Annotated in this window: 31 protein-coding genes; 30 read left to right on the forward strand and 1 reads right to left on the reverse strand. The window is 64.0% G+C overall.

Features of this window, described 5'->3' with window-relative positions:
* Positions 1 to 112 precede the first annotated feature (112 nt).
* From VCJ71_RS00595 to VCJ71_RS00620, 6 genes are all read left to right on the forward strand, one after another.
* Positions 113 to 1,594, forward strand: a complete 1,482-nt coding sequence (locus tag VCJ71_RS00595) for a DUF2868 domain-containing protein (RefSeq protein ID WP_324638397.1) — start codon at positions 113 to 115, stop codon at positions 1,592 to 1,594.
* Entirely contained in the window at positions 1,591 to 3,069 is a 1,479-nt protein-coding gene (locus VCJ71_RS00600; protein WP_324638399.1) for a DUF3482 domain-containing protein, read from the forward strand. The genes VCJ71_RS00595 and VCJ71_RS00600 overlap by 4 nt, the downstream gene beginning before the upstream one ends.
* A gap of 64 nt (positions 3,070 to 3,133) precedes the next feature.
* A complete protein-coding gene (locus VCJ71_RS00605) occupies positions 3,134 to 3,790 on the forward strand; it encodes a hypothetical protein (RefSeq protein ID WP_324638400.1) in 657 nt (218 codons plus the stop codon).
* 94 nt (positions 3,791 to 3,884) lie between these two features.
* Complete coding sequence (locus VCJ71_RS00610; RefSeq protein ID WP_324638401.1) at positions 3,885 to 4,697, forward strand: LysR family transcriptional regulator; 813 nt, start codon at positions 3,885 to 3,887, stop codon at positions 4,695 to 4,697.
* Between the two features lie 354 nt (positions 4,698 to 5,051).
* Positions 5,052 to 6,314: a PPC domain-containing protein gene (locus VCJ71_RS00615; RefSeq protein ID WP_324638402.1), complete on the forward strand. Its 1,263-nt coding sequence runs from the start codon at positions 5,052 to 5,054 to the stop codon at positions 6,312 to 6,314.
* Entirely contained in the window at positions 6,311 to 6,841 is a 531-nt protein-coding gene (locus VCJ71_RS00620) for a GNAT family N-acetyltransferase (protein WP_324638403.1), read from the forward strand. The genes VCJ71_RS00615 and VCJ71_RS00620 overlap by 4 nt, the downstream gene beginning before the upstream one ends.
* Before the next feature lies 1 nt (position 6,842).
* Here the strand turns inward: VCJ71_RS00620 and VCJ71_RS00625 are convergent, their stop codons facing one another.
* On the reverse strand, positions 6,843 to 7,436 hold the full coding sequence (locus tag VCJ71_RS00625; protein WP_324638404.1) for a GNAT family N-acetyltransferase: 594 nt from the start codon (positions 7,434 to 7,436) through the stop codon (positions 6,843 to 6,845).
* 111 nt (positions 7,437 to 7,547) lie between these two features.
* Here VCJ71_RS00625 and VCJ71_RS00630 point away from each other — a divergent pair, with 111 nt between their 5' ends.
* From VCJ71_RS00630 to rplF, 24 genes are all read left to right on the forward strand, one after another.
* A complete protein-coding gene (locus tag VCJ71_RS00630) occupies positions 7,548 to 8,210 on the forward strand; it encodes a hypothetical protein (RefSeq protein ID WP_324638405.1) in 663 nt (220 codons plus the stop codon).
* A 120-nt stretch (positions 8,211 to 8,330) separates the two neighbouring features.
* Positions 8,331 to 9,119 (forward strand): hypothetical protein, encoded by a 789-nt coding sequence (locus VCJ71_RS00635; RefSeq protein WP_324638406.1) that lies wholly within the window; start codon positions 8,331 to 8,333, stop codon positions 9,117 to 9,119.
* A gap of 5 nt (positions 9,120 to 9,124) precedes the next feature.
* The gene (locus VCJ71_RS00640; RefSeq protein WP_324638407.1) at positions 9,125 to 9,838 is read left to right on the forward strand and encodes a hypothetical protein; all 714 of its coding nucleotides are present in this window, start codon (positions 9,125 to 9,127) and stop codon (positions 9,836 to 9,838) included.
* A gap of 621 nt (positions 9,839 to 10,459) precedes the next feature.
* Positions 10,460 to 10,831, forward strand: a complete 372-nt coding sequence (gene rpsL / locus VCJ71_RS00645; protein WP_115366484.1) for a 30S ribosomal protein S12 — start codon at positions 10,460 to 10,462, stop codon at positions 10,829 to 10,831.
* A gap of 149 nt (positions 10,832 to 10,980) precedes the next feature.
* On the forward strand, positions 10,981 to 11,451 hold the full coding sequence (gene rpsG, locus VCJ71_RS00650; protein WP_290134763.1) for a 30S ribosomal protein S7: 471 nt from the start codon (positions 10,981 to 10,983) through the stop codon (positions 11,449 to 11,451).
* A 108-nt stretch (positions 11,452 to 11,559) separates the two neighbouring features.
* Positions 11,560 to 13,692, forward strand: coding sequence for an elongation factor G (gene fusA / locus VCJ71_RS00655; RefSeq protein ID WP_324638408.1), 2,133 nt, complete (start codon positions 11,560 to 11,562; stop codon positions 13,690 to 13,692).
* 90 nt (positions 13,693 to 13,782) lie between these two features.
* Positions 13,783 to 14,958, forward strand: coding sequence for an elongation factor Tu (gene tuf / locus VCJ71_RS00660; RefSeq protein ID WP_324638409.1), 1,176 nt, complete (start codon positions 13,783 to 13,785; stop codon positions 14,956 to 14,958).
* Positions 14,959 to 15,112: 154 nt separating this feature from the next.
* Positions 15,113 to 15,424, forward strand: coding sequence for a 30S ribosomal protein S10 (rpsJ, locus tag VCJ71_RS00665; protein ID WP_034905023.1), 312 nt, complete (start codon positions 15,113 to 15,115; stop codon positions 15,422 to 15,424).
* A gap of 238 nt (positions 15,425 to 15,662) precedes the next feature.
* The gene (rplC, locus tag VCJ71_RS00670; RefSeq protein WP_324638410.1) at positions 15,663 to 16,541 is read left to right on the forward strand and encodes a 50S ribosomal protein L3; all 879 of its coding nucleotides are present in this window, start codon (positions 15,663 to 15,665) and stop codon (positions 16,539 to 16,541) included.
* Between the two features lie 2 nt (positions 16,542 to 16,543).
* Complete coding sequence (gene rplD / locus VCJ71_RS00675; protein WP_324638411.1) at positions 16,544 to 17,179, forward strand: 50S ribosomal protein L4; 636 nt, start codon at positions 16,544 to 16,546, stop codon at positions 17,177 to 17,179.
* The gene (locus VCJ71_RS00680) at positions 17,172 to 17,483 is read left to right on the forward strand and encodes a 50S ribosomal protein L23 (protein ID WP_290134768.1); all 312 of its coding nucleotides are present in this window, start codon (positions 17,172 to 17,174) and stop codon (positions 17,481 to 17,483) included. The genes rplD and VCJ71_RS00680 overlap by 8 nt, the downstream gene beginning before the upstream one ends.
* Before the next feature lie 22 nt (positions 17,484 to 17,505).
* Positions 17,506 to 18,342 carry a 50S ribosomal protein L2 gene (gene rplB, locus VCJ71_RS00685; protein WP_290134769.1) on the forward strand — a complete coding sequence of 279 codons (837 nt, stop codon included), beginning with the start codon at positions 17,506 to 17,508 and terminating at the stop codon, positions 18,340 to 18,342.
* Between the two features lie 6 nt (positions 18,343 to 18,348).
* Positions 18,349 to 18,624, forward strand: coding sequence for a 30S ribosomal protein S19 (rpsS, locus tag VCJ71_RS00690; protein ID WP_290134770.1), 276 nt, complete (start codon positions 18,349 to 18,351; stop codon positions 18,622 to 18,624).
* A complete protein-coding gene (gene rplV, locus VCJ71_RS00695) occupies positions 18,624 to 19,001 on the forward strand; it encodes a 50S ribosomal protein L22 (RefSeq protein WP_290134771.1) in 378 nt (125 codons plus the stop codon). Before rpsS ends, rplV begins: the two co-directional genes overlap by 1 nt.
* A 1-nt stretch (position 19,002) precedes the next feature.
* Positions 19,003 to 19,698 (forward strand): 30S ribosomal protein S3, encoded by a 696-nt coding sequence (gene rpsC, locus VCJ71_RS00700; protein ID WP_324638412.1) that lies wholly within the window; start codon positions 19,003 to 19,005, stop codon positions 19,696 to 19,698.
* Between the two features lie 11 nt (positions 19,699 to 19,709).
* Positions 19,710 to 20,141: a 50S ribosomal protein L16 gene (rplP, locus tag VCJ71_RS00705; RefSeq protein WP_290134773.1), complete on the forward strand. Its 432-nt coding sequence runs from the start codon at positions 19,710 to 19,712 to the stop codon at positions 20,139 to 20,141.
* Positions 20,142 to 20,143: 2 nt separating this feature from the next.
* On the forward strand, positions 20,144 to 20,347 hold the full coding sequence (gene rpmC / locus VCJ71_RS00710) for a 50S ribosomal protein L29 (RefSeq protein WP_290134774.1): 204 nt from the start codon (positions 20,144 to 20,146) through the stop codon (positions 20,345 to 20,347).
* Positions 20,348 to 20,357: 10 nt separating this feature from the next.
* Positions 20,358 to 20,657 (forward strand): 30S ribosomal protein S17, encoded by a 300-nt coding sequence (gene rpsQ, locus VCJ71_RS00715; RefSeq protein ID WP_290134775.1) that lies wholly within the window; start codon positions 20,358 to 20,360, stop codon positions 20,655 to 20,657.
* Between the two features lie 74 nt (positions 20,658 to 20,731).
* The gene (rplN, locus tag VCJ71_RS00720; RefSeq protein ID WP_067680194.1) at positions 20,732 to 21,100 is read left to right on the forward strand and encodes a 50S ribosomal protein L14; all 369 of its coding nucleotides are present in this window, start codon (positions 20,732 to 20,734) and stop codon (positions 21,098 to 21,100) included.
* Positions 21,100 to 21,420 (forward strand): 50S ribosomal protein L24, encoded by a 321-nt coding sequence (gene rplX / locus VCJ71_RS00725; protein ID WP_324638414.1) that lies wholly within the window; start codon positions 21,100 to 21,102, stop codon positions 21,418 to 21,420. The genes rplN and rplX overlap by 1 nt, the downstream gene beginning before the upstream one ends.
* Positions 21,413 to 21,991 (forward strand): 50S ribosomal protein L5, encoded by a 579-nt coding sequence (gene rplE, locus VCJ71_RS00730; RefSeq protein WP_290134777.1) that lies wholly within the window; start codon positions 21,413 to 21,415, stop codon positions 21,989 to 21,991. The genes rplX and rplE overlap by 8 nt, the downstream gene beginning before the upstream one ends.
* 29 nt (positions 21,992 to 22,020) lie before the next feature.
* Positions 22,021 to 22,326: a 30S ribosomal protein S14 gene (rpsN, locus tag VCJ71_RS00735; protein ID WP_290134778.1), complete on the forward strand. Its 306-nt coding sequence runs from the start codon at positions 22,021 to 22,023 to the stop codon at positions 22,324 to 22,326.
* An 11-nt stretch (positions 22,327 to 22,337) separates the two neighbouring features.
* On the forward strand, positions 22,338 to 22,733 hold the full coding sequence (gene rpsH / locus VCJ71_RS00740) for a 30S ribosomal protein S8 (protein ID WP_290134779.1): 396 nt from the start codon (positions 22,338 to 22,340) through the stop codon (positions 22,731 to 22,733).
* Positions 22,733 to 23,266, forward strand: a complete 534-nt coding sequence (gene rplF / locus VCJ71_RS00745; protein ID WP_324638415.1) for a 50S ribosomal protein L6 — start codon at positions 22,733 to 22,735, stop codon at positions 23,264 to 23,266. Before rpsH ends, rplF begins: the two co-directional genes overlap by 1 nt.

Genomic DNA, 23,266 nt, shown 5'->3' on the forward strand with positions numbered 1-23,266 from the left:
TGCGGCCTGTCTATCGCCCTTGGGTGCCCGTCAAAAAACAGGCAGGCCTTTCAAGCGGCTGGCAGGGCGGCTAGACATCTGCCCGTGAGAGACAACGGGGACGAACGCCGCGATGGCCGCTGACCGCCTGCGCATGGCAGAGGACGACGCGCGCGCCTTCTACCTCGTGCGCGCGGTGGAAGCGGGCGACGAGAACCACACGCTGCTGACGCGGGAGGACCGGTCCGAAGCCGACCTCGCCGGGGCGCGGCTGGGCGAAGGCGCCGCCCCGGCGGACTTCCTCGCGGCGCGGGCCAATTTCGCCGCGACAAGGCTGGAGACGCGGCATCCGGCAGTGAAGCGGGCGCTGGCCGCCACGCGCTTCCCCGGTTGGCTGGCGGCGGTGGTGCCGCTGGTCGCCTTCGTGCTGGGCCTTGCAAGCAACGAACTGGCGAGCGGCAAGCGGCTGAACCTGCTGGCCGTGCCGCTGCTCGGCCTCGTGGCGTGGAACCTCGTCGCCTATGCCGCCATGGCGGTGCGCAGCATTGCGGGCAGCCGCATGCCCGCCGCCTCCGGCTGGCTGGCGAAACCACGCAAGTGGCTTGCGCAGCGCGGCGCCGCGTGGTCGGCGGAGACATCGGCGGCGCTGGGACGCTTCGGGGCGGACTGGGCGCGGGTCGCGGGCAAGCTCAACATCCGCCGCGGCGCGATCGTACTGCACCTGGGCGCGGCGATGTTCGCGCTGGGCGTGATCGTCAGCATCTATTTGCGCGCGCTGACGGTGGAATATCGCGCGGGCTGGGAAAGCACATTCCTCGGGCCCGATGCGGTGCACACGCTGCTCGGCTGGGTGCTCGGCCCGGCCAGCGCCGCGACCGGCATCGCGATCCCCGATGTGGAGGGCATCCGCGCTCTGGCGTGGGAGAACGGCGGCGAGAACGCGGGCCCGTGGATCGTGCTTTATACCGCAACACTCGTCGGCTTCGTCGCCATCCCGCGCCTGCTGCTGGCCGGGTGGAATGCGCTCGCGGCGGCGCGCGGCAAGCGCCGCATCGCCATTCCGGGGCGGGAGGATTTCTACACCCGCCGCCTGCTGCGCGCCCGCGACGGCGGCGGGGCGGAACTGCGCGTCACCCCCTATGCCTACACGCCGGACGCAGCCACCCAGGCCAGCCTGTCGGACCTGCTGCGCGCCGCGCTAGGCGAAAGCGTGGCGGTGCGCTTCGACAGCCCCGTGCCCTATGGCAACGAGGATGCGTGGGTGGAGGGCGTCGCCTTTTCCGACCAGACCGACATCCACGTCGCCCTTTTCAGCCTCTCCGCCACGCCGGAGCGGGAGAACCACGGCTGGTTCGCCGATGCGCTGCGGCTGCGGCTGCACAAGGAGCGTCCCGGCCAGCGGCTGGTCGCAGTGGTGGACGAAGGACCGTTCCGCCGCCACTTCGCCGGGCAATCGGGGCTGGAAGAACGCGTGGCCGAACGCCGCGCGAACTGGGAGAAGCTGCTCAAGTCCTTCGGCACGACCGCGCTGGTGATGGATATCGCCGCGGCCGATCCCGCCGTGGAAGCGCAGCGGCTGGAAGCGCTGACCACCGGAGAGGCGCTTTACGCATGACCGAGCCCCAGACCGAAAACCTGCCCGAAGCTGCCGGCACCACCGTCAACCTATCCCTCATCAGCCACACCAACGCGGGCAAGACCACGCTGGCGCGCACCATGCTGGGCCGCGACATCGGCGAGGTGCGCGATGCGGCCCATGTGACGGACCTCGCCAGCGGCCATGTGCTGGTGCAGGCGGGCGGCGACACGCTGATGCTGTGGGACACGCCCGGCTTCGGCGACACCGCGCGGCTGGTCGACCGGCTGCGCAAGTCGGGCAACCCGATCGGCTGGTTCCTGACGCAGGTGTGGGACCGCTTCCGCGAACGCCCCCTGTGGTCGAGCCAGCAGGCGGTGAAGAACGCGCGCGACCAGGCCGACGTCATCCTCTACCTCGTCAACGCGGCGGAAGATCCGGCGTCCGCCGCCTATGTCGCGCTGGAAATGGACGTGCTCGCCTGGATCGGCAAGCCGGTGCTGATCCTGCTCAACCAGATGGGATCGCCCAAGGCCGACACGGGCGGGGAGGCGAAGCGGTGGGCCGACCACCTCGCCCGCTATCCCTTCGTGCGCGGCGTGCTGCCGCTCGATGCCTTTGCCCGCTGCTGGGTGCAGGAAGGCGTGTTGCTCGACCGCGTGCAGCCCCTGCTGCCGGAAGACAAACGCCCTGCGATGGAGCGGCTTGCGGCGCGCTGGCGAGGCCTCAACCGTGCCCGCTTCGAAGCCTCCATGGCCGCCATCGCCGCGCAGCTCGCCGCCGCGGCGCGCGATTCCGAGAAAGTGGGCGACGGCGACTGGCGCAGCGAGCTGTCCGCCACGATCAAGGGCGGCCGGGGCGAAAGCAAGGAAGTGAAGACCGCCATGGCAGCGCTGTCCGAACGCCTCGCCATCGGCACTGCGCAATCGACCGAGACGATGATCGAACTGCACGGGCTGGACGGCAAGGCCGCACGCAAGGTGCTGGAACGGCTCGGCAAGGATTACCACCGCGGCGAGAAGACGCCCGAAGGCTTCTCCGCCATCCTCGGCGCGATGACGACCGGCGCGGTCACCGGCCTTGCGGCGGACGTGATGGCCGGCGGGCTGACGCTGGGCGGCGGAATGATCGTGGGCGGCATCCTCGGCGCGCTCGGCGCGGGCGGGCTGGCCAAGGGCATCAACATGGCGCGCGGGGAGGACGGCAGTTCGCTGCGCTGGTCCGACGAGTTTTTCCGCGGCATCACCGGCGCCGCGCTGCTGCGCTACCTCGCTGTCGCCCATTTCGGGCGCGGGCGCGGCCAGTGGGAAGAAGGCGAACACCCCGATTTCTGGCAGGCCGAGGTGGAAAAGGTGGTCGAGGAAAACGGCCCCGCCCTCGACCGCATCCGCAAGGACGCCCGCGATGCCGGGGAAGCTGCGGTCACGGAGCGCCTTCGCACGCTGCTCGTCCAGATGGGCGAGACGCTGCTGGGAAGGCTGTACCCTGAGGCGAAGGGGGTGCTGGGTGAGTAGAAGGAGCGAAGAGCTTCCATTGGCATCCACTTGTCACACTTAACGATCTTTAGAGAGACAGAAAATGGAAGCATCAACTGATCCGCTTGAATACGTGGCGGGCTACATTTCACCTCTCACAGATAACGAGCACGCCCGAATAGGACGAATTGCGGTGTTGTGGGGACAGGTTGAGTACTTCGTTGATGAGTTGCTTGAATACTTGACGGGGTTCTCGAGGTCGGAGTTGGAGGCATTGGGCGTGACCGATCGCCCGACTGCTTCAAAGGTCGACTTTCTTTTGAAGGTCAAGGAGCGGAACGACGACGGTGAATACCGAGAAAGGGTGACGGAATTTTGTCGACTGATCCACGAGACACGGCCCAGTCGAAACCAACTTTTCCATGGAATGTGGGGTTGGAGAGCGCTTGATCGAAAAAAGAGGATGGTCCCGGCGGCTCGAAGGTCTGACGCCCCAAAGCAACCTTTCAAGGCGACCCAACTGTCTGGTTTGGAAAGAAAACTTTGTAAAACTTCACGTCTTGGCCAAGACCTCTGCGCTCCGCTTTTTGGCGCACAGCATCGCGCGAAATTAAATCGTTTCGTGCATCATGATGATGACGACGACATTCGTTGGATGACGGATTGGTGCGAACGCAACCCTATTAACGGCGATCATTTGGATCGGGCTTGGAAAGATGGTCAACTACCACGCCTTCGCGCGCTTTTACCCGAAGCATGAGCATAGAGGAATCGGCACGACGTGCAGACCGAGTGGTGTCGTAGCATCTGGTAACCTTGCCACCCGCACCCCGCCCGCCTAAATCCGCGCGGCCATGAAGCGGACGCTCCTTCCCCTCAACGCCTTGCGCGTGTTCGACGCGGCGGCGCGCCATGTCAGCTTTACCCGCGCGGCGGACGAGCTGGCGGTGACGCCGGCCGCCGTGGGACAGCAGATCCGCGCGCTGGAGGATGTGCTGGGCGTCGTGCTGTTCCGCCGCACGTCCAAGGGGCTGGAGCTGACGGACGAAGGGCTGGCGGGGCTCGATTCCCTGCGCGAAGGCTTCATCAAGTTCGAAGAAAGCGTGCAGGCGATGCAGGCGGGGCAGGCATCCGACCGCTATACGATCGCCGCGCCGCGCGAGTTTTACGGCATGTGGCTCGCCCCGCGCCTCGCCGCTTTCCGCAAGGGCAATCCGGGCGCGCGCTTTACCTTCCATGCAGACGAGGATGCGGACTTCACCGAAGCCAACCTCGATTGCGCGATCCGGCTGGTCGAAGGGCCGGGCGAGTTCGAAGGCATCCAGCTGGCCCCCGCGCGCAAGGTGACCGTGGCGGCGTCTGACGCGACTCCCGATGCGCTCGAAGACTGGATCGAATGGCCCGGCGCCGCGCTGCCTGAAGGCGCAAAGCCCGTGCTGCAGGTCGGAAATGCGGGGCAGGCGCTCACCAGCGCGCTGGCCGGGCTGGGCCGTGCGATCCTGCCCTTCCTGCTGGTCGAGGATGCGCTGGCCGACGGGCGATTGGTCGCGCTGGAAGGACCGAGCGAGGGGCGCCGGTCCTACTGGCTCGTCGCGCCGCGCCCGCAATGGCGGCAGGCCAAGATGCGCGCGCTGGTCGCGGCCCTTTCGGGCGAGGGCGCGGCTTAGGGTCAGGACCCATTACTGGCGCGGAGCGTGGTTGGGTCAATTGGCCCCAGCAAAGCGGTGTGCAAGGAACGGGAGCGCCGGAAATGCCGTGGCATTTTCAAGCTTCCGTGACGCTGCACAGGGGCCAATTGACCAAATCCGAAGGACGGCAAGATGACTTCGATCTCGAACAAGACATGGCTGGCGAAGGCATCCAGCCTTCGCTGCACGCAGTTTCGTCCGATATCTTCGTCATCTTGCCGCCACGCCCGTGCCAGTAATGGGTCCTGACCCTAGGGCCGCAAACGCTTAACGCCCTTTCGCATGGCAGCGCTTCCGTTAATATGGGCGCAGATCGCAGAGGGGAAATTTCACATGATCGCCAATCGCCTGCCGCTGGCCCTGCTGGCTGCCGCCACCATGCTCGCCGGCGTTCCCGCCGCGGCGCAGGATGCGCGCAACCTCGACCGCTCGGACAACGACCTGCGCGCCTATAGCGACACGTTTGCCGCCGGCGGCGAGGCGAAGAGCTTCACCTTCACCGTGCCGGCGAACCAGCAGGTGGTCATCCAGGTGATCCCGCGCGAAGGCGGGGATTCGCTCGCTTCGCTGTACGACGCCGACAGCGGCGAACTGGTGGCGCAAGACGACGACGGCGGCTTCGACCTCGACAGCCGGATCGAGCTGAAAACAGAGCGGCGGCGGCGCTTCCGGCTCGAGGTGAGCGAATACCAGGACGGTGAGGACGGGCCGATGGGCGGGACGTTCGACATCCTCCTGCGCACGACCGCCTACGTCCCCCCGCGCGTGGAGCCGATCGCCATCGGCGGGGCGCAGAAGGGCATGCTGCAGCGTGACCAGGGCGCGGTCTATCGCTTCACCGGGCGCGCGGGCCAGCTCGTTTCCATCCGCATGACCGCCGACGATATCGACCCGCGCCTCGCCCTGTTTGCAGGCGAGGGAACGGACGGCGAAGAAATCGCCGCGAATGACGATGCGGGCGACGGGCTCAACTCGCTGATCCGCGTGAAGCTGCCGGCGGACGGCGTGTACACGCTGCGCGCCGATACGTTCGACGGGGCGGCGGGCGCCTATGCCCTGTCGATCGAGGAAATCGCCTATATCGAGAACGGCGGCACGCTCGCGCTCGGCACCGAAACGCCCGGCGATTTCAGCTTCGTGACCACGGACGGGGAGGGGGGCTACGGCACTGCCTATGCCGAATACAGCCTGTCGGAAGAGGCCGTGGCGATGCTGGGTGGGGCCGGCGGCTCGCTGGTCGTGGACATGATGTCGGACGACATGGATTCGACCCTGCAGGCCGGCTTTGCGACGCCGCTGGGCTTTGCCTCCGCGCTGGACGACGACGATGGCGGGGAAGGGCTGGATGCCCGGCTGGTGCTGCCGCTGGAAGGCGTGGATGCGGCGTGGCTGCGGTCGCTCCGCCTGCGGGCGCTGAGCGCGGTCGGCGACGGCGGTCCGTTCACGATGCTGGTGCGCCACGATGCGGACGGGTCGCTCATGGCGGCGCTGCAGGACGAGGCCGAGGCAATGGCGGACTTGATGGAGGATGCTGCCGACGAGGTCGAAGCAGAAGCCGAGGCCGTTGAAGCTGCGGCCGAGGCGATGGCCGAGTGAAGCACATCGTCCCCACCCTCGAAACCGCGCGCTTCACGCTGCGCAATATAGAGCCCGGCGATACGGCGCATTTCCTCCCCACCATGGCGGACGAGGAGCAGATGCGCTGGTGGAGCCGCGGGCCTTTCGAAAGCGCGGAGGAACTCGACGGCTGGCTGCGCGATCCCGACTGGGACGGGCATTGCTGGATCGCGGAAGACCGCGCGACCGGCGCCCCTGTCGCCCGCCTCGTCGCCATTCCGGACGACGATCCGGCGGTGATGGAAACCGGCTACCTCGTGGTGAAGACACGGCAGCACGATGGCGTGGCGCGCGAATGCATGACCGCGTTGCTCGATCACATGTTCGGGACCATGGAATTGCGCCGCGTGTGGGCGGACACCGATCCCGACAACACGCCGTCCAACCGCCTGCTCGAAAGCCTGGGCTTCGCCTGCGAAGGGCGCCTGCGCGAACAGTGGGAGACGCATATCGGCGTGCGCGACAGCTTCATCTGGGGGCTGCTGGCACGCGAATGGCGCGGCTAGGCTAGCCCAGCTTTTCGAACACCTGCGCCATGCCGGGCGGGTCGCATTCGCCGCGCAGCACGGCGATGGCGCGGTCGACGTCGAGCTGCCAGCTGCGCGTCGCCCCGCCGCTTGCGATCAGCTCGCCCCCCAGCGAGCGGACGAAGGACACCGCGCTGCCGTTTTCCGCCAGCGTTTCGGCGGTGAACTGGTCCAGCCCCTCCGCCCGCGCGGCCAGCAGGATCGTCGCCACCAACAGCTTGCCAAGGCCGAGCCCGTGGTATTCGTCGAGCACGCCGACGCTGAATTCCGCGCTATCCGGATCGTCCGCGTCGCGGAAGGCGTGGACGACGCCGATGGCCGGCTCCCCCGCAGCGTCCACCGCGATGGCCCCCCAGGCGAGGTGGTGCGCCCCGTCGCCCGACACCAGCCGCTCTATCACCCATTCCGGCACATTCGTCGCGCCCGAGAAGAAGCGCAAGTAGCGCGAGCGGGGCGACATTTTCGCGATGCCCGCCCGCATGGCCGCCGCATCGCTTTCCCGCACCTGCCGGATGCACACGGGCGTGCCGTCTTGCAGCGCGGTGTGGATTTCGAGGTCGGCGGGGATAGTCATTTGATGCCCATAGCAGGAGCCACGCGAAGTTCGAACCGTCCTTGCTCCGGTTTGACATCGGCCGCCGTTTGGGCATCCTTGGCTTGACACCACGCGAGCAAGGGGCGGCTCATGGACTTCATGAAATTGCTGAAATCGCTCGAAGCGTTTGTCTTCGAGGTGATCACCTGGCTCGTGTTCTACCCGCTGACCTTCTGGAAAGTCCTCGTCAAACCGGCATACATGATGAGCTATGCCGACAAAGAATTGGAAGACGATCCCGACGATTATTATTCCGACATGCTCAGCCCCCCAATTTTCTTGGCAATCACTCTGGGCATCTCGCACCTGTTAGAGATCTCGGTCGGCGAGGAATCCGACCTGCCGGAGATATTGGCGGAGGATCAGAACCTTCTCGGATACCGCATCCTGATCTTCAGCATTTACCCTCTGATACTCTCACTTCGGCTATTGCGCCGCAAGCACGTCAAGCTCGACCGCAAGACGCTCAAACCTCCGTTTTATTCGCAAAGCTTCGTCATTGCTCCGTATGCTCTGGTCGTCAGCACGGCGCCGCTCCTCGTAGCGAAATATATGGAGGCGTCGGTCCAAGCGCTTCTCGTCATCCTCGCAATATTGTCGTTGGCGACCATCTGGTATCTTGTCCTGCAGGCTCGCTGGTTCGCGCGCGAGTTGGGCGTTTCGGCGTTTAAAGGGGCGTGGCACGCTCTCGTAAGTTTTCTCCAGGCGTTAATCCTGATCATCGCCATTTCATCCGTGATATCCGGGTTGTAATTATTCGAGCCACGCATGCTGCCAGCGATACTTGGTTAACCGGCGACTTGACTCTGCGGCTGCATTTGCGAGGCTGCATTTCAATCGTTCGGAGTCGCTTTTCCCTTAAGGAGAATAGCCATGAAACGTGCATTGACCTTCGCTTTCACCAGTGTCGCCGTCGCAGGTTTGGTCGCGAATCCCGCCCTCGCCGAAAAGGCGGACCAGTTGGTCGACATCAACGGGGAACTCGGCCGCAATGCGGAAAGCATGCTGCAGTCGCGCGGATTTGCGCACATCTCCAGCGACCGGAACACGATGGGCTATATCTACAGCTATTGGTGGGACGATGCGGATGACGACTGCGTGCGCATCGAAGTTTACGATGGCAGGGTCGAAAGCATCGTGGACGCCTCCGACCAGGATTGCGGGAAACATCGGGGTGACGGTGCGGCCGTCGCGGTAGGGGTCGCTGCGGGGGCCGCCATTCTGGGCGCCCTTCTGACCCACAAGTCGCACCATCACGACGATGGCGCCCACCATGACAATGATGCGGATGAAGCACAGTACGAGCGCGGTTTCGTCGATGGCGTGCATAATGCCGCCTACCACAATTACGACCGAAGCGACGCCTACGCCAACGGCTACCGAGCCGGGGTGGACCAGCGGACTGCGAACTTGGACCATCACAGGGGGCGGGGCGGATATGCCCAGACCGCGCAGATCGACGATCTTGCAAATGCCCGTGCGGCAGGCGGAATGAGCGAGCTCGAACGTCGGGGCTTCCGGCAGGTCGACAATTTCACGTCCGGCAACACTCGTTATTCGATCCAGTGGCAGCCCGAAACCCGGCAATGTGTGCAAGTCACGATCGCGGATGGACGCTTCTACGACATTCGCGATATCGGGACGCACCCGCAATGTCGGTAAGGACAATGGGCAAGTTCGCTTCGACGCTGGCATTCTCCTGCGTTCTCGCAGCGTGTTCGGCGAACTCGGCGGAGCAAGCGCAGGATACCTCCGAAACCGCCACTGCTACGAGCGGTGGTCTTGCCATCCCGGAGAGTCTGGCCCCTTTCGGCGATGGCTATCCTGCGGCGGGCGATCCGTGCCGTCGTTTGGGCGAAAGTGCGGCAACGGCTGATTTTCTCGACCATACTGCGGACCTGGTCGGATGCCCGACCGAGGAGCAGGCCGAAGCCCTCGGTGGGACCAGGGTGACGACAATCGACGGGGTCACGCTGGTTTCCGTGCCGAACGATCGGGCGTCCCGGGAAGAGAACGGTTCGCCGCCGCCGCCGGACCCCGCTACAGCTGCCGACGCGGACGCGAAGGTCGCGGGGACGGACTACAATGCTACGGCGGACATCCCCTGCGGGTTGGGCGGAGCGGCGCCGAACGCGTCCTGCTCGGCGGGTGTGAAGCGGAACTGGGGTGACGACGGGACGACGCTGGTCGAGGTGAAAAAGCCTGATGGCAGGACCCGCGCGATATTCGTTCGGGGAACCACACCGTTTTCTGCCGATAGCGCGCAGTCGGACGGATCGGCCGGATGGGACTTCAAGATCGAGCGTAGTGGCGACCGCGTGACAGTGCGGTACGGTCCGGAAACATACGTGCTTGTCGATGCCTTCCTCGAAGGCGGTTGACGGCTCAGCCGCGACGTATCCACATCCATAACAGGGGGCCGCATTTATTGCCGGAGCAAGAAGCGCGACTATTGGGCTGCTTGGGGCGATCCAATACCCAGGCGGCCACGCCCACCCTTGACCCTCCACCCGAATCCCCCTAAGTGCGCGGCCATCCGGTGAAGGACCTGTCCAGCATCGGTCAGATAGAGCTGAACATTGCCGGTCATGTCCCGGGGCCTCTCGCCCAAGCTTTCCAGCTGGTGCGGTGGGGCTCTTTTCTATTGGAGCGGGTGCGCGAAAAGCGCAAACCGTTCGGGGCAGCCGTCAAAGTAACCCGGTGGCCATGCGGCCTGTGGGTGGAGTGTTTCAGGCTCGTGCGGTTTGCACATTCGCGTCTTGGCTGTCCTTCGGGCAAGCTCAGGACGAGCGGGTGTTGCGCGAAGCCGCCCGAACCCGAACATGCCATCCCCGACCGCACGTCGCCGCCAATCCGGCCGGATCCGCGTTTGCGGGAAAAGCCGGAACCTCATCGGGGAAAGTGGGAACCGGATTGGCCGGTGGCCAGCTTCGCTTCCCCGCCCGGATGAGGTGACCTGGCCGGGCAAGTCGCCCGGACAGAAAACAAGGTGAAGAGTAACTATGCCGACGATCAACCAGCTGGTCCGCAAGGGCCGCGTTCCGCAGAAGGCCAAGTCCAAGGTCCCTGCGATGGAAGCGAACCCGCAGAAGCGCGGCGTTTGCACCCGCGTCTACACGACGACCCCGAAGAAGCCGAACTCGGCGCTGCGCAAGGTGGCCAAGGTCCGCCTGACCAACCAGCGCGAAGTCATCTCCTACATTCCGGGCGAGGGTCACAACCTCCAGGAACACTCCGTGGTGCTGATCCGCGGCGGCCGTGTGCGCGACCTTCCCGGCGTGCGTTACCACGTGCTGCGCGGCGTGCTCGACACGCAGGGTGTGAAGGATCGCAAGCAGAGCCGTTCGAAGTACGGCGCCAAGCGTCCGAAGTAAGGATCTTTGTTGGGTGCGCTGACGGCTTCTGCCGCCAGCTTATGCCGCGCCTACCCTCTCCCCCGCCCTTCCACCCGGAAGCATACCCTCAAGGGTGGAAGGGCGGGGGAGAGGGTAGGCCCGGCCCCACTCCGAAGGAGTAATCGAAAATGTCACGTCGTCGTCGTCCCGAAAAGCGGGTCATCCTTCCCGATCCCAAGTTTGGTGATCAGGTGCTGTCGAAGTTCATGAACAACCTCATGCTCGACGGCAAGAAATCCACTGCAGAGCGCATCGTCTATGGCGCGCTGGACACGGTCGAGGCCAAGGCCAAGACCGATCCGGTGCAGACCTTCCACGAGGCGCTGAACAACATCAAGCCGCAGGTCGAGGTGCGCAGCCGCCGCGTCGGCGGTGCGACGTACCAGGTGCCTGTGGAAGTGCGCCCGGAACGTGCGCAGGCGCTGGCCATCCGCTGGCTGATCTCCGCCGCGCGCGGCCGGGCCGAAACCACCATGGCCGCCCGCCTCTCGGGCGAGCTGATGGATGCGGCCAACAACCGCGGCAACGCGGTCAAGAAGCGCGAAGACACGCACCGCATGGCGGATGCCAACCGCGCGTTCAGCCACTACCGCTGGTAAGGTCGGGGCAGGGCGCCTCGCCGCTGCGGCGGGGCGTCTTTAACTGGTCACAAAAGTAACCATATGGGGGCCGAACACAGGTTCGTCCCCAAATCCGAGGAATTTGACATGGCCCGCGACTATCCGCTGGAGCGCTATCGCAATATCGGCATCATGGCCCACATCGATGCCGGCAAGACCACCACGACCGAGCGTATTCTCTACTACACCGGCAAGTCCTACAAGATCGGCGAAGTGCACGACGGTGCCGCGACGATGGACTGGATGGAGCAGGAGCAGGAGCGCGGCATCACCATCACGTCGGCCGCGACGACCACGTTCTGGACCGCGGAAGACGCGACCATGGACCCGCGCTCGGAACCCGAAGCGCTGCGTGCCGACATGCCCAAGCACCGCATCAACATCATCGACACCCCGGGCCACGTTGACTTCACCATCGAAGTCGAACGCTCGCTGCGCGTGCTCGACGGTGCGGTGGCTGTTTTTGATGGGGTTGCCGGTGTGGAACCCCAATCCGAAACCGTCTGGCGCCAGGCCGACAAGTACGGCGTGCCGCGGATGTGCTTCATCAACAAGCTCGACCGTACCGGTGCCGACTTCTACTACTGCGTGCAGTCGATCGTCGACCGCCTCGGCGCAACGCCGCTGGTGCTGTATCTCCCGATCGGCGCGGAAAGCGACCTCAAGGGCGTCGTCGACCTCGTCAACATGCGCGGCATCGTGTGGCAGAACGAAGATCTCGGCGCGAAGTACGAGTTCGTCGACATTCCCGAAGACCTCGCCGACAAGGCAGCCGAATACCGGGAAAAGCTGGTCGAGACCGCCGTCGAACAGGACGACGAGGTCATGGAAGCCTATCTCGAAGGTAACGAGCCCGACGCCGCGACGCTCAAGAAGCTGATCCGCAAGGGTACCATGGCGCGCGACTTCGTGCCCGTGCTGTGCGGCTCCGCGTTCAAGAACAAGGGTGTCCAGCCCCTCCTCGACGCCGTGGTCGACTACATGCCGAGCCCGCTCGACGTGCCGGCGATCAAGGGCGTGCTGCCAGACAGCGACGAGGAACAGACCCGTCCGTCGAGCGACGACGAGCCGTTCGCCGCGCTGGCCTTCAAGATCATGAACGACCCGTTCGTCGGTTCGCTCACCTTCACCCGCATCTATTCGGGCAAGCTCGCCAAGGGCAGCGTCCTGAACTCGGTGAAGGACAAGAAGGAAAAGATCGGCCGCATGCTGCTGATGCACTCGAACAACCGCGAGGACATCGAGGAAGCGTTCGCAGGCGACATCGTCGCGCTGGCCGGGATGAAGGAAACCACGACCGGCGACACGCTGTGCGATCCGGCCAAGCCGATAATTCTCGAGCGGATGGAATTCCCCGAGCCGGTGATCGAACTGTCGGTGGAACCGAAGACCAAGGCCGACCAGGAAAAGATGGGCGTCGCCCTCAACCGCCTGGCTGCCGAGGATCCGAGCTTCCGCGTCACGACCGACCACGAATCGGGCCAAACGATCATCAAGGGCATGGGCGAGCTTCACCTCGACATCCTCGTCGATCGCATGAAGCGCGAGTTCAAGGTCGAAGCCAACGTCGGCGCGCCGCAGGTGGCTTATCGCGAATACCTCGCGAAGCCGGTGGACGTGGATTACACCCACAAGAAGCAGTCGGGCGGCTCCGGCCAGTTCGGCCGCGTCAAGGTCAAGGTCACCCCGGGTGAGCGCGGCCAGGGCTTCGTGTTCGAAGACGAGATCAAGGGCGGTAACATTCCGAAGGAATATATCCCCGCGATCGAGAAGGGCTTCCGCGAGCAGGCCGAAAGCGGCCATCTCGTCGGCTTCCCGATCATCGACTTCACGGTCAACCTGTATGACGGCGCGTACCACGACGTCGACTCGAGCGCGATCGCGTTCGAAATCGCCGGTCGCAGTGCAATGCGCGAAGTCGCGGACCGTGCCGGCATCAAGCTGCTGGAACCGATCATGAAGGTCGAGGTCGTGACGCCCGAGGATTACCTCGGCGATGTCATCGGCGACCTCAACAGCCGTCGTGGCCAGATCCAGGGCACCGACACGCGCGGTAACGCCCAGGCGGTCGAGGCCAATGTGCCGCTGGCGAACATGTTCGGCTACGTTAACGAGCTGCGTTCGTTCACCCAGGGCCGTGCCCAGTACTCGATGCAGTTCTCGCACTACGACGAAGTGCCCGCGAACGTGGCTGCAGAGGTCAAGGAGAAGCTTGCCTAAGGCGAGCAACAAAGCTAGGGGCGGCGCCTGATTCAGCGGGTGCCGCCTTCATCCCGTATGAAATTCATTTCAAACAGAGGTTATTGAGACATGGCGAAGGAAAAATTCGAGCGGAACAAGCCGCACTGCAACATCGGCACCATCGGTCACGTCGACCACGGCAAGACCACGCTGACCGCGGCCATCACCAAGGTGCAGGGTTCGGCTGTCGATTTCGCAAACATCGACAAGGCTCCCGAAGAGCGCGAGCGCGGCATCACCATCTCGACCGCACACGTCGAATATGAAACCGACGCACGTCACTATGCGCACGTCGACTGCCCGGGCCACGCCGACTACGTGAAGAACATGATCACCGGTGCTGCCCAGATGGACGGCGCTATCCTGGTCGTGAACGCAGCCGACGGCCCGATGCCGCAGACGCGCGAGCACATCCTGCTTGCCCGCCAGGTCGGCGTGCCGGCACTGGTCGTTTACCTGAACAAGGTCGACCAGGTCGACGACGAAGAAATCCTCGAGCTCGTCGAACTCGAAGTTCGCGAACTGCTGAGCGACTACGACTTCCCGGGCGACGATATTCCGATCATCAAGGGTTCGGCCCTTGCTGCCCTGGAAGGCCGCGACGAGGAAATCGGCGAAAAGTCGATCAAGGAACTGATGGACGCTGTCGACAGCTACATCCCGCAGCCGGAACGTCCGGTCGACAAGGACTTCCTGATGCCGATCGAGGACGTGTTCTCGATCTCGGGTCGCGGTACGGTTGTGACCGGCCGTATCGAAACCGGCGTCGTGAACGTGGGTGACGAAGTCGAAATCGTCGGCATCAAGGACACCACCAAGACGACCGTGACCGGCGTGGAAATGTTCCGCAAGCTGCTCGACCGCGGCGAAGCCGGCGACAACGTGGGCGCCCTGATCCGCGGCGTCGGCCGTGAAGAAGTCGAGCGTGGCCAGGTCCTCGCAAAGCCGGGTTCGGTCAATCCGCACACCGAATTCAGCGCCGAAGTCTACGTGCTGTCGAAGGACGAAGGCGGCCGTCACACGCCGTTCTTCGCCAACTACCGCCCGCAGTTCTACTTCCGCACCACCGACGTGACCGGCGAAGTGATCCTTCCCGAAGGCACGGAAATGGTGATGCCGGGCGACAACGTGACGATCTCGGTCAAGCTGATCGCTCCGATCGCCATGGACGAAGGCCTGCGCTTCGCAATCCGCGAAGGTGGCCGGACCGTCGGTTCGGGGGTTGTCAGCACCATCACGAAGTAATATAGGCCTGCGCACCGGCGGGGATTCGTCCCCGCCGGTCAGGTTTTTGGGGGGCCGCCCCTTTTCCGGGAAACCGGCGAGGCGGGGCGGCTCTCTTTATTTATGGAAAACGCCGCGAGGCAATTTCCTGGCTCTTTCGCATCGGTAAGTGGACATGGAAGCCCAGAATATTCGCATTCGCCTCAAGGCGTTCGATCACCGCGTTCTCGACCAGGCGACTGGCGAAATCGCAGACACTGCACGTCGCACCGGCGCGCTGATCCGGGGTCCCATTCCGCTGCCGACGCGCATCGAGAAGTTCACCGTGAACCGCGGCCCGCACATCGACAAGAAGTCGCGCGAGCAGTTCGAGGTGCGCACCTACAAGCGGCTGCTGGACATCGTGCAGCCCAACGCCCAGACGGTCGACGCGCTGATGAAGCTGGACCTGGCCGCTGGCGTGAACGTGGAAATCAAGCTCGCTTAACCGGGTTTGCTCCGGTCCTTCTGGTGGGACCTTAAACGACCAGGAAAATTCGGGGCTCCTATCGCCCCGCCGGTCACCGAACCGGCAAGACATAGGGATACCGCCGGACATGTCCGGGCTGCGTCCCCCGTCTCGCTCCCTTCTCGGGAGCATCTCAGCCCGGACGGGGCGACGCATGACAATCAGGGCTGGCAAGCACCTCGGATGGTCCGGAGTGCCTCTGTGAGGAGATTGGATCATGCGCAGTGGCGTGATCGCGAAAAAGGTTGGAATGACCCGCCTGTTCCAGGAGGATGGCCGTCACGTGCCCGTGACCGTCATGTCGCTGGAAAACTGCCAGGTCGTTTCCCACCGCACCGCCGACCGGGATGGCTATTTCGCCGTCCAGCTGGGCGCCGGTGAAGCGAAGCAGAAGAATGTCAACAAGCCGCAGCGCGAACAGTTCGCCAAGGCTGAAGTCGGCCTGAAGAAGAAGGTCGCCGAATTCCGTGTCGAGAACGAGGAAGGCCTCCTTCCCGTCGGCGCGCGGATCAGCGCGGACCACTTCGTCGCCGGCCAGAAGGTCGACATCACCGGCCACACGCAGGGCAAGGGCTTTGCGGGCGCCATGAAGCGTTGGGGCTTCGGGGGCCTGCGCGCCACCCACGGTGTGTCGATCAGCCACCGTTCGCACGGTTCGACGGGTAACCGCCAGGATCCGGGCCGCGTCTTCAAGAACAAGAAGATGGCTGGTCACATGGGCGATCGCCAGCGCACGCAGCAGAACCTCGAAGTGGTTCGCACCGATGCGGAGCGCGGCCTGATCTTCGTGAAGGGCAGCGTTCCCGGCACCAAGAACAGCTGGATGCTCATCCGCGACGCCGTGAAGGTGAAGCACGACGACCTGCCGTTCCCGGGCGTGATGTATCGCAACCAGGAAGAATTCGCTTCGGAAGAAGCCGACGCCGGCCTGGTCGAAAGCGCTGCAGCACACGAAGTGAAGCTGGAAGTCTCCGCCGAACAGCAGGCCAAGCTCCTCGAAGAGCAGGAAGCCGGCGCGGAGAGCGCAGTAACCGAACAGAATGCCGAGGCCGCGCCGGAAACCGACGTGCCCGACGCTGACAGCAAGGAGTCCTGATCGTGAAGGTCAAGGTCCAGAAACTCGACGGCAAGGCCGTCTCGGGCAAGGGCGGCGAAGTCGAACTGAACGACGACGTCTTCGGTGTCGAGCCGCGTGCGGACATCCTGCACCGCGTCGTCACCTGGCAGCTCGAAAACCGCCGTGCCACGGCACGCCCGACGCGTGAGCGTTCGGACGTCGCGCGTACCGGCAAGAAGTACGGCAAGCAGAAGGGCGGCGGTGTTGCTCGTCACGGCGACCGCAAGGCCCCGATCTTCATCGGCGGCGGCAAGGCCCATGGCGCGCGCAAGCGCGACTTCGAGCAGTCGCTCAACAAGAAGATCCGCGCGCTCGGCCTCAAGATGGCCCTGTCGAGCAAGGCGAAGGAAGGTCTCGTGATCGTCGACAGCCTCGATCTCGACGATGCGAAGACGCAGGTCCTGAAAGGTCAGCTGGACAAGGCCGGTTTCGCCGGCAAGGTCCTCGTGATCGACGGCGAGAGCGTGAACGACAAGTTCGCTCGCGCAGCCGGCAACCTTCCGGGCATCAACGTGATGCCGGCGATGGGTGCCAACGTCTACGACATCCTGAAGCACGACACGCTGGTCCTCACCACCGACGCGGTCGAAAAGCTGGAGGCGCGTTTCAATGGCTAAGAAGCAGGAAATCGACGCCCGTCACTACGACGTGATCGTTGCGCCGCACATCACCGAGAAATCGACGATGGCGTCGGAATTCAACGCGGTCGTGTTCAAGGTCGCAAGCGGCGCTACCAAGCCGCAGATCAAGGAAGCCGTGGAAGCTATCTACGACACCAAGGTCGCGAACGTGAACACGATCAACGTGAAGGGCAAAACCAAGCGCTGGAAGGGCAAGCCCTACAAGCGCACCGACGTGAAGAAGGCGATCGTGACGCTGGCCGAAGGCCAGGACGCAATCGACATCACCGGCGGTATCTGAGGCCAGGGACAGGACACGAACAATGGCACTCAAGAACTATAACCCCACGAGCCCCGCGCGCCGCGGCCTCATCCTGGTCGACAAGACCGGCCTCTGGAAAGGGAAGCCGGAAAAGTCGCTCACGGAAGGCAAGCGCAAGACGGGCGGCCGCAACAACAAGGGTCACGTCACTTCGCGCGGGATCGGCGGCGGTCACAAGCAGAAGTACCGCTTTGTCGACTTCAAGCGTCGCAAGTGGGACGTGGAAGGCACCGTGGAGCGGATCGAATACGATCCCAACCGCACCGCCTTCATCGCACTGGTCAAGTATGACGACGGCGAGCTTGCCTACATCATCGCCCCGCAGCGCGTTGCTGCAGGCGACAAGGTGATCGCAGGCGAGAAGACCGACGTTAAGCCGGGCAACGCGATGCTGCTCAGCCAGATGCCGGTCGGCACCATCTGCCACAACGTGGAGATGAAGCCGGGCAAGGGCGGCCAGATCGCCCGTTCGGCAGGCGCTTACGTCCAGCTCGTCGGTCGTGACCGCGGCATGGTCATCGTTCGCCTGAACTCGGGCGAGCAGCGCTACATCCGCGGCGAATGCATGGGTACGGTTGGCGCGGTCTCGAACCCCGACAACCAGAACCAGAACTTCGGCAAGGCCGGTCGCACCCGCCACAAGGGCAAGCGTCCGCTGACGCGCGGCGTCGCCAAGAACCCGGTCGATCACCCGCACGGTGGTGGTGAAGGCCGCACCAGCGGCGGCCGTCACCCGGTTACCCCGTGGGGCAAGCCGACCAAGGGCGCACGCACCCGCAACAACAAGCAGACGGACAAGATGATCATCCGTTCGCGCCACGCCAAGAAGAAGAGGTAAGGGCACATGGCACGTTCCGTTTGGAAGGGTCCGTTCGTCGAACTCAGCCTTCTCAAGAAGGCGGAAGACGCGCAGGACCAGAGCAATGCGAAGCCGATCAAGACCTGGTCGCGTCGCAGCACGATCCTGCCGCAATTCGTCGGCCTGACGTTCAACGTCTACAATGGCCACAAGTTCATTCCGGTGTCCGTCAACGAGGACATGGTCGGCCACAAGCTCGGTGAATTCGCGCCCACGCGCACCTTCCCGGGTCACGCCGCCGACAAGAAGGGCAAGCGCTGATGAGCAAGCAGAAAGCTCCCCGCCGCGTCGCCGATAACGAGGCGCTGTCGGTCGGCACCACCATCCGTGGTTCCGCCCAGAAGCTGAACCTCGTTGCCGAGCTCATCCGCGGCAAGAAGGTCGAAGATGCGATGAACATCCTCGCCTTTTCGAAGCGTGCGATGGCGCGTGACGCCAGCAAGGTGCTGGCCAGCGCGATCGCCAACGCGGAAAACAACCACGACCTGGACGTCGACGCCCTCATCGTCGCCGAAGCCAGCGTCGGCAAATCGGTCACCATGAAGCGTTTCCATACGCGTGGCCGCGGCAAGAGCACCCGCATCCTGAAGCCGTTCAGCCGGCTGCGGATCGTCGTGCGCGAAGTGGAAGAGGCGTAAGATGGGCCAGAAGAGCAATCCGATCGGTCTGCGCCTGCAGATCAACCGTACCTGGGACAGCCGGTGGTATGCCGAAGGTGCTGACTATGCGCAGCAGCTGAAGGAAGACATCGAGATCCGCAAGTACATCGTCGACACGCTGCCGCAGGCCGCGATTTCGAAGGTGGTGATCGAACGTCCGGCCAAGCTGTGCCGCATCTCGATCTACGCGGCTCGTCCGGGTGTGATCATCGGCAAGAAGGGCGCGGACATCGAAAAGCTGCGCTCCAAGCTCGCCGGCATGACCAGCAGCGAAGTGAAGCTGAACATCGTCGAGATCCGCAAGCCGGAAATCGACGCCAAGCTCGTCGCCCAGGGCATTGCCGACCAGCTTATCCGCCGTGTCGCCTTCCGCCGTGCGATGAAGCGCGCCATGCAGTCGGCCATGCGCCTTGGTGCCGAAGGCATCAAGATCGTGTGCGGCGGCCGTCTCGGCGGCGCGGAAATCGCCCGTGTCGAACAGTATCGCGAAGGCCGTGTGCCGCTGCACACGCTGCGCGCCAACATCGACTATGCCGAAGCCGAGGCGCTGACCGCCTATGGCATCATCGGCATCAAGGTGTGGGTCTTCAAGGGCGAGATCCTCGGCCACGACCCGATGGCGCAGGATCGCCTGATGATGGAAGCACAGACGTCCGGCGTCAGGCCGGCTCGTTGAGGTAAAGAACCATGCTGCAACCGAAAAAACACAAGTTCCGCAAGGCCTTCAAGGGCAAGATCCATGGCAACGCCAAGGGCGGTACGGACCTGAACTTCGGGTCCTATGGCCTGAAAGCGATGGAGCCGGAACGCATCACCGCACGCCAGATCGAAGCTGCGCGTCGTGCGATCACCCGCCACATCAAGCGCCAGGGCCGTCTCTGGATCCGCGTCTTCCCGGACGTGCCGGTTTCGAAGAAGCCTGCCGAAGTCCGTCAGGGTAAGGGCAAGGGTTCGGTCGAATACTGGGCCGCGCGCGTGAAGCCGGGCCGCATCCTGTTCGAACTCGACGGCGTTGCCGGCCCGCTGGCCGCCGAAGCCTTCAGCCGCGCTGCGATGAAGCTGCCGATCAAGACCAAGGTCGTGGCCCGCCTCGGCGACACGAGCCACCTGGAGGGCTGATCATGAGCAAGATTGAAGACCTGCGGACCAAGTCCGACGACCAGCTCGTGGAAGAGCTGACCGAGCTGAAGCGCGAGCAGTACAACCTGCGCTTCCAGGCTGCGACCAACCAGCTGGAGCGTCCCGCACGCATCCAGGAAGTGCGCCGCCAGATCGCCCGCATCAAGACGCTGCAGACCGAACGGTCCGCAGCCGCCAAGGCTTAAGGAGCAACCGATGCCGAAACGTATTCTCATCGGAACGGTCACCTCCGACAAGACGGACAAGACCGTGACCGTGCTGGTGGAGCGCAAGGTCAAGCACCCGCTCTACGGCAAGATCATCCGTCGTTCCAAGAAGTACCACGCCCACGACGAAGCCAACGAATACGGCCTCGGCGATGTGGTCCGGATCGAGGAGACCAAGCCGATCTCCAAGACCAAGAGCTGGATCGTGAAGGATCGCGTGACCGCCGGCGGAACGCAGGCAGTCGAAGCCGATCTCGAAGTCGAGGCGGCCAACAACGAAATCGGCTGATCGCCCCGGCGATCGGCAACCCCGCAAGGAACTGCCGGACTGGTTCCGGCAAGCCATGAGAAGGAACCGGATCAATGATCCAAATGCAATCCAATCTCGACGTCGCGGACAACAGCGGCGCAAAGCGCGTCCAGTGCATCAAGGTACTGGGCGGGTCGAAGCGCCGCACCGCAAGCGTCGGGGACGTGATCGTCGTCTCCGTGAAGGAGGCACAGCCGCGTGCCAAGGTCAAGAAGGGCGACGTTCACCGCGCGGTGATCGTGCGCACGAAGAAGGACGTCCGTCGCCCCGACGGCAGCGTCATTCGCTTCGACAGCAATGCCGCGGTCCTCGTCAACAAGAGCGAAGAGCCGATCGGCACCCGTATCTTCGGCCCGGTGGTGCGCGAACTGCGCGGCCGCGGCTTCATGAAGATCATCAGCCTGGCTCCGGAGGTGCTGTAATGGCGACCGCAAAGATCAAGAAGGGTGACACCGTCGTGGTTCTGTCTGGCAAGGACAAGGGCCAGACCGGCACCGTCATGCAGGTTTTCCCGAAGGACGCGAAGGTCCTGGTGGAAGGCGTCAACGTGATGACCCGTCACCGCAAGCCCACCCAGGCGAACCCGCAGGGCGGCATCGACCGCACGCCGGCGCCGATGCACATCGCCAAGGTCGCGATTGTCGATCCCAAGGACGGCAAGGCCACCCGCGTGCGCATCGAAGAGCGCGACGGCAAGAAGGTTCGCGTCGCAGTCAAGTCCGGGGAGACCATCGATGGCTGATTATACCCCCCGCATGAAGCAGCGCTACGACGACCAGATCGTCAAGGCGATGACCGAGAAGTTCGGTTACAAGAACGCCCTCGAAGTGCCGAAGATCGAGAAGATAACGCTCAACATGGGCGTCGGCGAGGCGAGCCAGGACAAGAAGAAGGTCCAGACCGCTGCCGAGGAAATGGAACTGATCGCCGGCCAGAAGCCGGTCATCACCAAGGCCAAGAAGTCGATCGCCCAGTTCAAGCTGCGCGAAGGCATGCCGATCGGTTGCAAGGTCACCCTGCGCCGTGAACGCATGTATGAATTCCTCGACCGCCTGGTCACCATCGCGATGCCCCGCATCCGCGACTTCCGCGGGGTCAACCCGAAGTCGTTCGACGGTCGCGGCAACTATGCGATGGGCCTGAAGGAGCAGATCGTCTTCCCCGAAATCTCGTACGACAAGATCGACGTGGTCCGGGGCATGGACATCATCGTCACCACCACGGCGAAGACCGACGACGAAGCGCGCGAACTGCTGCGCCTGTTCGGTTTCCCGTTCCCGGCTGAAGAGTCGGCAGAGAAAGAAGCGGCCTGAGGGCCGAAAAGGAAGAGAGCTTAAGTCCAATGGCGAAACTGAGTTCCATCAACAAGAACGAGCGGCGCAAGAAGCTCGTCAAGAAGTATGCGGCGAAATATGCCAAGCTGAAGGCGATCGCGGACGACACGTCGGCCGACGAGACCGAGCGGCTGATGGCGCGCCTCAAGATGGCGGAAGTGCCGCGTAACGGGAATCCCACCCGCGTGCGCAACCGCTGCACCACCACCGGCCGCCCGCGCGGCTATTACCGCAAGTTCGGGCTCAACCGCATCGAACTGCGCAATCTTGGCAACAAGGGCATGATCCCTGGCTTGACCAAGTCGAGCTGGTGAGGAGCTGACACATGGCTATGACCGATCCTCTGGGTGACATGCTCACCCGCATCCGCAACGGCCAGCAGGCGAAGAAGGACAGCGTCCTTTCGCCCGCGTCCAAGCTGCGTGCGAACGTCCTCGAAGTGCTCCAGCGCGAAGGCTACATCCGTGGCTACAGCGACGACGCTTCGGGCAAGCACCCGCAGCTGCGGATCGAACTGAAGTATTTCGAAGGCGAACCGGCGATCAAGCACATCGCCCGCGTCTCCAAGCCCGGCCGCCGCGTCTACTCGGGTTCCAAGGAACTGCCGACGATCCGCAACGGCCTCGGCATCACCATCGTATCGACGCCGCGCGGCGTGCTTTCGGACAACGAAGCGCGCAACGACAACGTCGGCGGCGAAGTGCTGGCGGAGGTGTTCTGATGAGCCGCATCGGTAAACGTCCGGTGGCCATCCCCAACGGGGTGACCGCCAATATCGAAGGCGACACGCTGAGCGTGAAGGGCCCCAAGGGCACTCTCACCATGGGTCTTTCGGACCTCGTCGAGTACAAGCTGGACGACGGCGAGATCTCGGTGAAGCCGGCCAACGACACGCGCGCCGCACGCAACCACTGGGGCATGCAGCGCACGCTGGTGAACAACCTCGTCGAAGGCGTGACCGAAGGGTTCACGAAGGTCCTCGAGATCTCGGGCGTTGGCTATCGTGCCGCGGTAAAGGGCAAGACCCTGAACCTGCAGCTCGGCTACAGCCACGACGTCGACATCGACATCCCCGAAGGGATCGAGATCAAGACGCCGGACCAGACCACCGTTGAGATCAGCGGGATCGACAAGCAGAAGGTCGGCCAGGTCGCCGCAGAAATCCGCCGCTGGCGCAAGCCCGAGCCGTACAAGGGCAAGGGCATCAAGTACCGCGGCGAATACATCTTCCGCAAGGAAGGGAAGAAGAAGTAA

The organism is Pseudoblastomonas aquimaris (assembly GCF_035481675.1).
Taxonomy (GTDB): Bacteria; Pseudomonadota; Alphaproteobacteria; order Sphingomonadales; family Sphingomonadaceae; genus Alteriqipengyuania_B.

Coding starts and splice junctions, on each gene's coding strand:
- VCJ71_RS00595 (WP_324638397.1), top strand. CDS start 113: ATGGCCGCTGACCGCCTGCGCATGGCAGAGGACGACGCGCGCGCCTTC.
- rplB (WP_290134769.1), top strand. CDS start 17,506: ATGGCACTCAAGAACTATAACCCCACGAGCCCCGCGCGCCGCGGCCTC.
- fusA (WP_324638408.1), top strand. CDS start 11,560: ATGGCCCGCGACTATCCGCTGGAGCGCTATCGCAATATCGGCATCATG.
- rplF (WP_324638415.1), top strand. CDS start 22,733: ATGAGCCGCATCGGTAAACGTCCGGTGGCCATCCCCAACGGGGTGACC.
- rplP (WP_290134773.1), top strand. CDS start 19,710: ATGCTGCAACCGAAAAAACACAAGTTCCGCAAGGCCTTCAAGGGCAAG.
- VCJ71_RS00680 (WP_290134768.1), top strand. CDS start 17,172: ATGGCTAAGAAGCAGGAAATCGACGCCCGTCACTACGACGTGATCGTT.
- VCJ71_RS00610 (WP_324638401.1), top strand. CDS start 3,885: ATGAAGCGGACGCTCCTTCCCCTCAACGCCTTGCGCGTGTTCGACGCG.
- VCJ71_RS00635 (WP_324638406.1), top strand. CDS start 8,331: ATGAAACGTGCATTGACCTTCGCTTTCACCAGTGTCGCCGTCGCAGGT.
- VCJ71_RS00600 (WP_324638399.1), top strand. CDS start 1,591: ATGACCGAGCCCCAGACCGAAAACCTGCCCGAAGCTGCCGGCACCACC.
- VCJ71_RS00605 (WP_324638400.1), top strand. CDS start 3,134: ATGGAAGCATCAACTGATCCGCTTGAATACGTGGCGGGCTACATTTCA.
- rplC (WP_324638410.1), top strand. CDS start 15,663: ATGCGCAGTGGCGTGATCGCGAAAAAGGTTGGAATGACCCGCCTGTTC.
- VCJ71_RS00630 (WP_324638405.1), top strand. CDS start 7,548: ATGGACTTCATGAAATTGCTGAAATCGCTCGAAGCGTTTGTCTTCGAG.
- rpsJ (WP_034905023.1), top strand. CDS start 15,113: ATGGAAGCCCAGAATATTCGCATTCGCCTCAAGGCGTTCGATCACCGC.
- VCJ71_RS00625 (WP_324638404.1), bottom strand. CDS start 7,436: ATGACTATCCCCGCCGACCTCGAAATCCACACCGCGCTGCAAGACGGC.
- rpmC (WP_290134774.1), top strand. CDS start 20,144: ATGAGCAAGATTGAAGACCTGCGGACCAAGTCCGACGACCAGCTCGTG.
- rpsQ (WP_290134775.1), top strand. CDS start 20,358: ATGCCGAAACGTATTCTCATCGGAACGGTCACCTCCGACAAGACGGAC.
- rplX (WP_324638414.1), top strand. CDS start 21,100: ATGGCGACCGCAAAGATCAAGAAGGGTGACACCGTCGTGGTTCTGTCT.
- tuf (WP_324638409.1), top strand. CDS start 13,783: ATGGCGAAGGAAAAATTCGAGCGGAACAAGCCGCACTGCAACATCGGC.
- rpsL (WP_115366484.1), top strand. CDS start 10,460: ATGCCGACGATCAACCAGCTGGTCCGCAAGGGCCGCGTTCCGCAGAAG.
- rplV (WP_290134771.1), top strand. CDS start 18,624: ATGAGCAAGCAGAAAGCTCCCCGCCGCGTCGCCGATAACGAGGCGCTG.
- rpsH (WP_290134779.1), top strand. CDS start 22,338: ATGGCTATGACCGATCCTCTGGGTGACATGCTCACCCGCATCCGCAAC.
- rpsG (WP_290134763.1), top strand. CDS start 10,981: ATGTCACGTCGTCGTCGTCCCGAAAAGCGGGTCATCCTTCCCGATCCC.
- VCJ71_RS00615 (WP_324638402.1), top strand. CDS start 5,052: ATGATCGCCAATCGCCTGCCGCTGGCCCTGCTGGCTGCCGCCACCATG.
- rpsS (WP_290134770.1), top strand. CDS start 18,349: ATGGCACGTTCCGTTTGGAAGGGTCCGTTCGTCGAACTCAGCCTTCTC.
- rpsN (WP_290134778.1), top strand. CDS start 22,021: ATGGCGAAACTGAGTTCCATCAACAAGAACGAGCGGCGCAAGAAGCTC.
- rpsC (WP_324638412.1), top strand. CDS start 19,003: ATGGGCCAGAAGAGCAATCCGATCGGTCTGCGCCTGCAGATCAACCGT.
- rplE (WP_290134777.1), top strand. CDS start 21,413: ATGGCTGATTATACCCCCCGCATGAAGCAGCGCTACGACGACCAGATC.
- VCJ71_RS00640 (WP_324638407.1), top strand. CDS start 9,125: ATGGGCAAGTTCGCTTCGACGCTGGCATTCTCCTGCGTTCTCGCAGCG.
- rplN (WP_067680194.1), top strand. CDS start 20,732: ATGATCCAAATGCAATCCAATCTCGACGTCGCGGACAACAGCGGCGCA.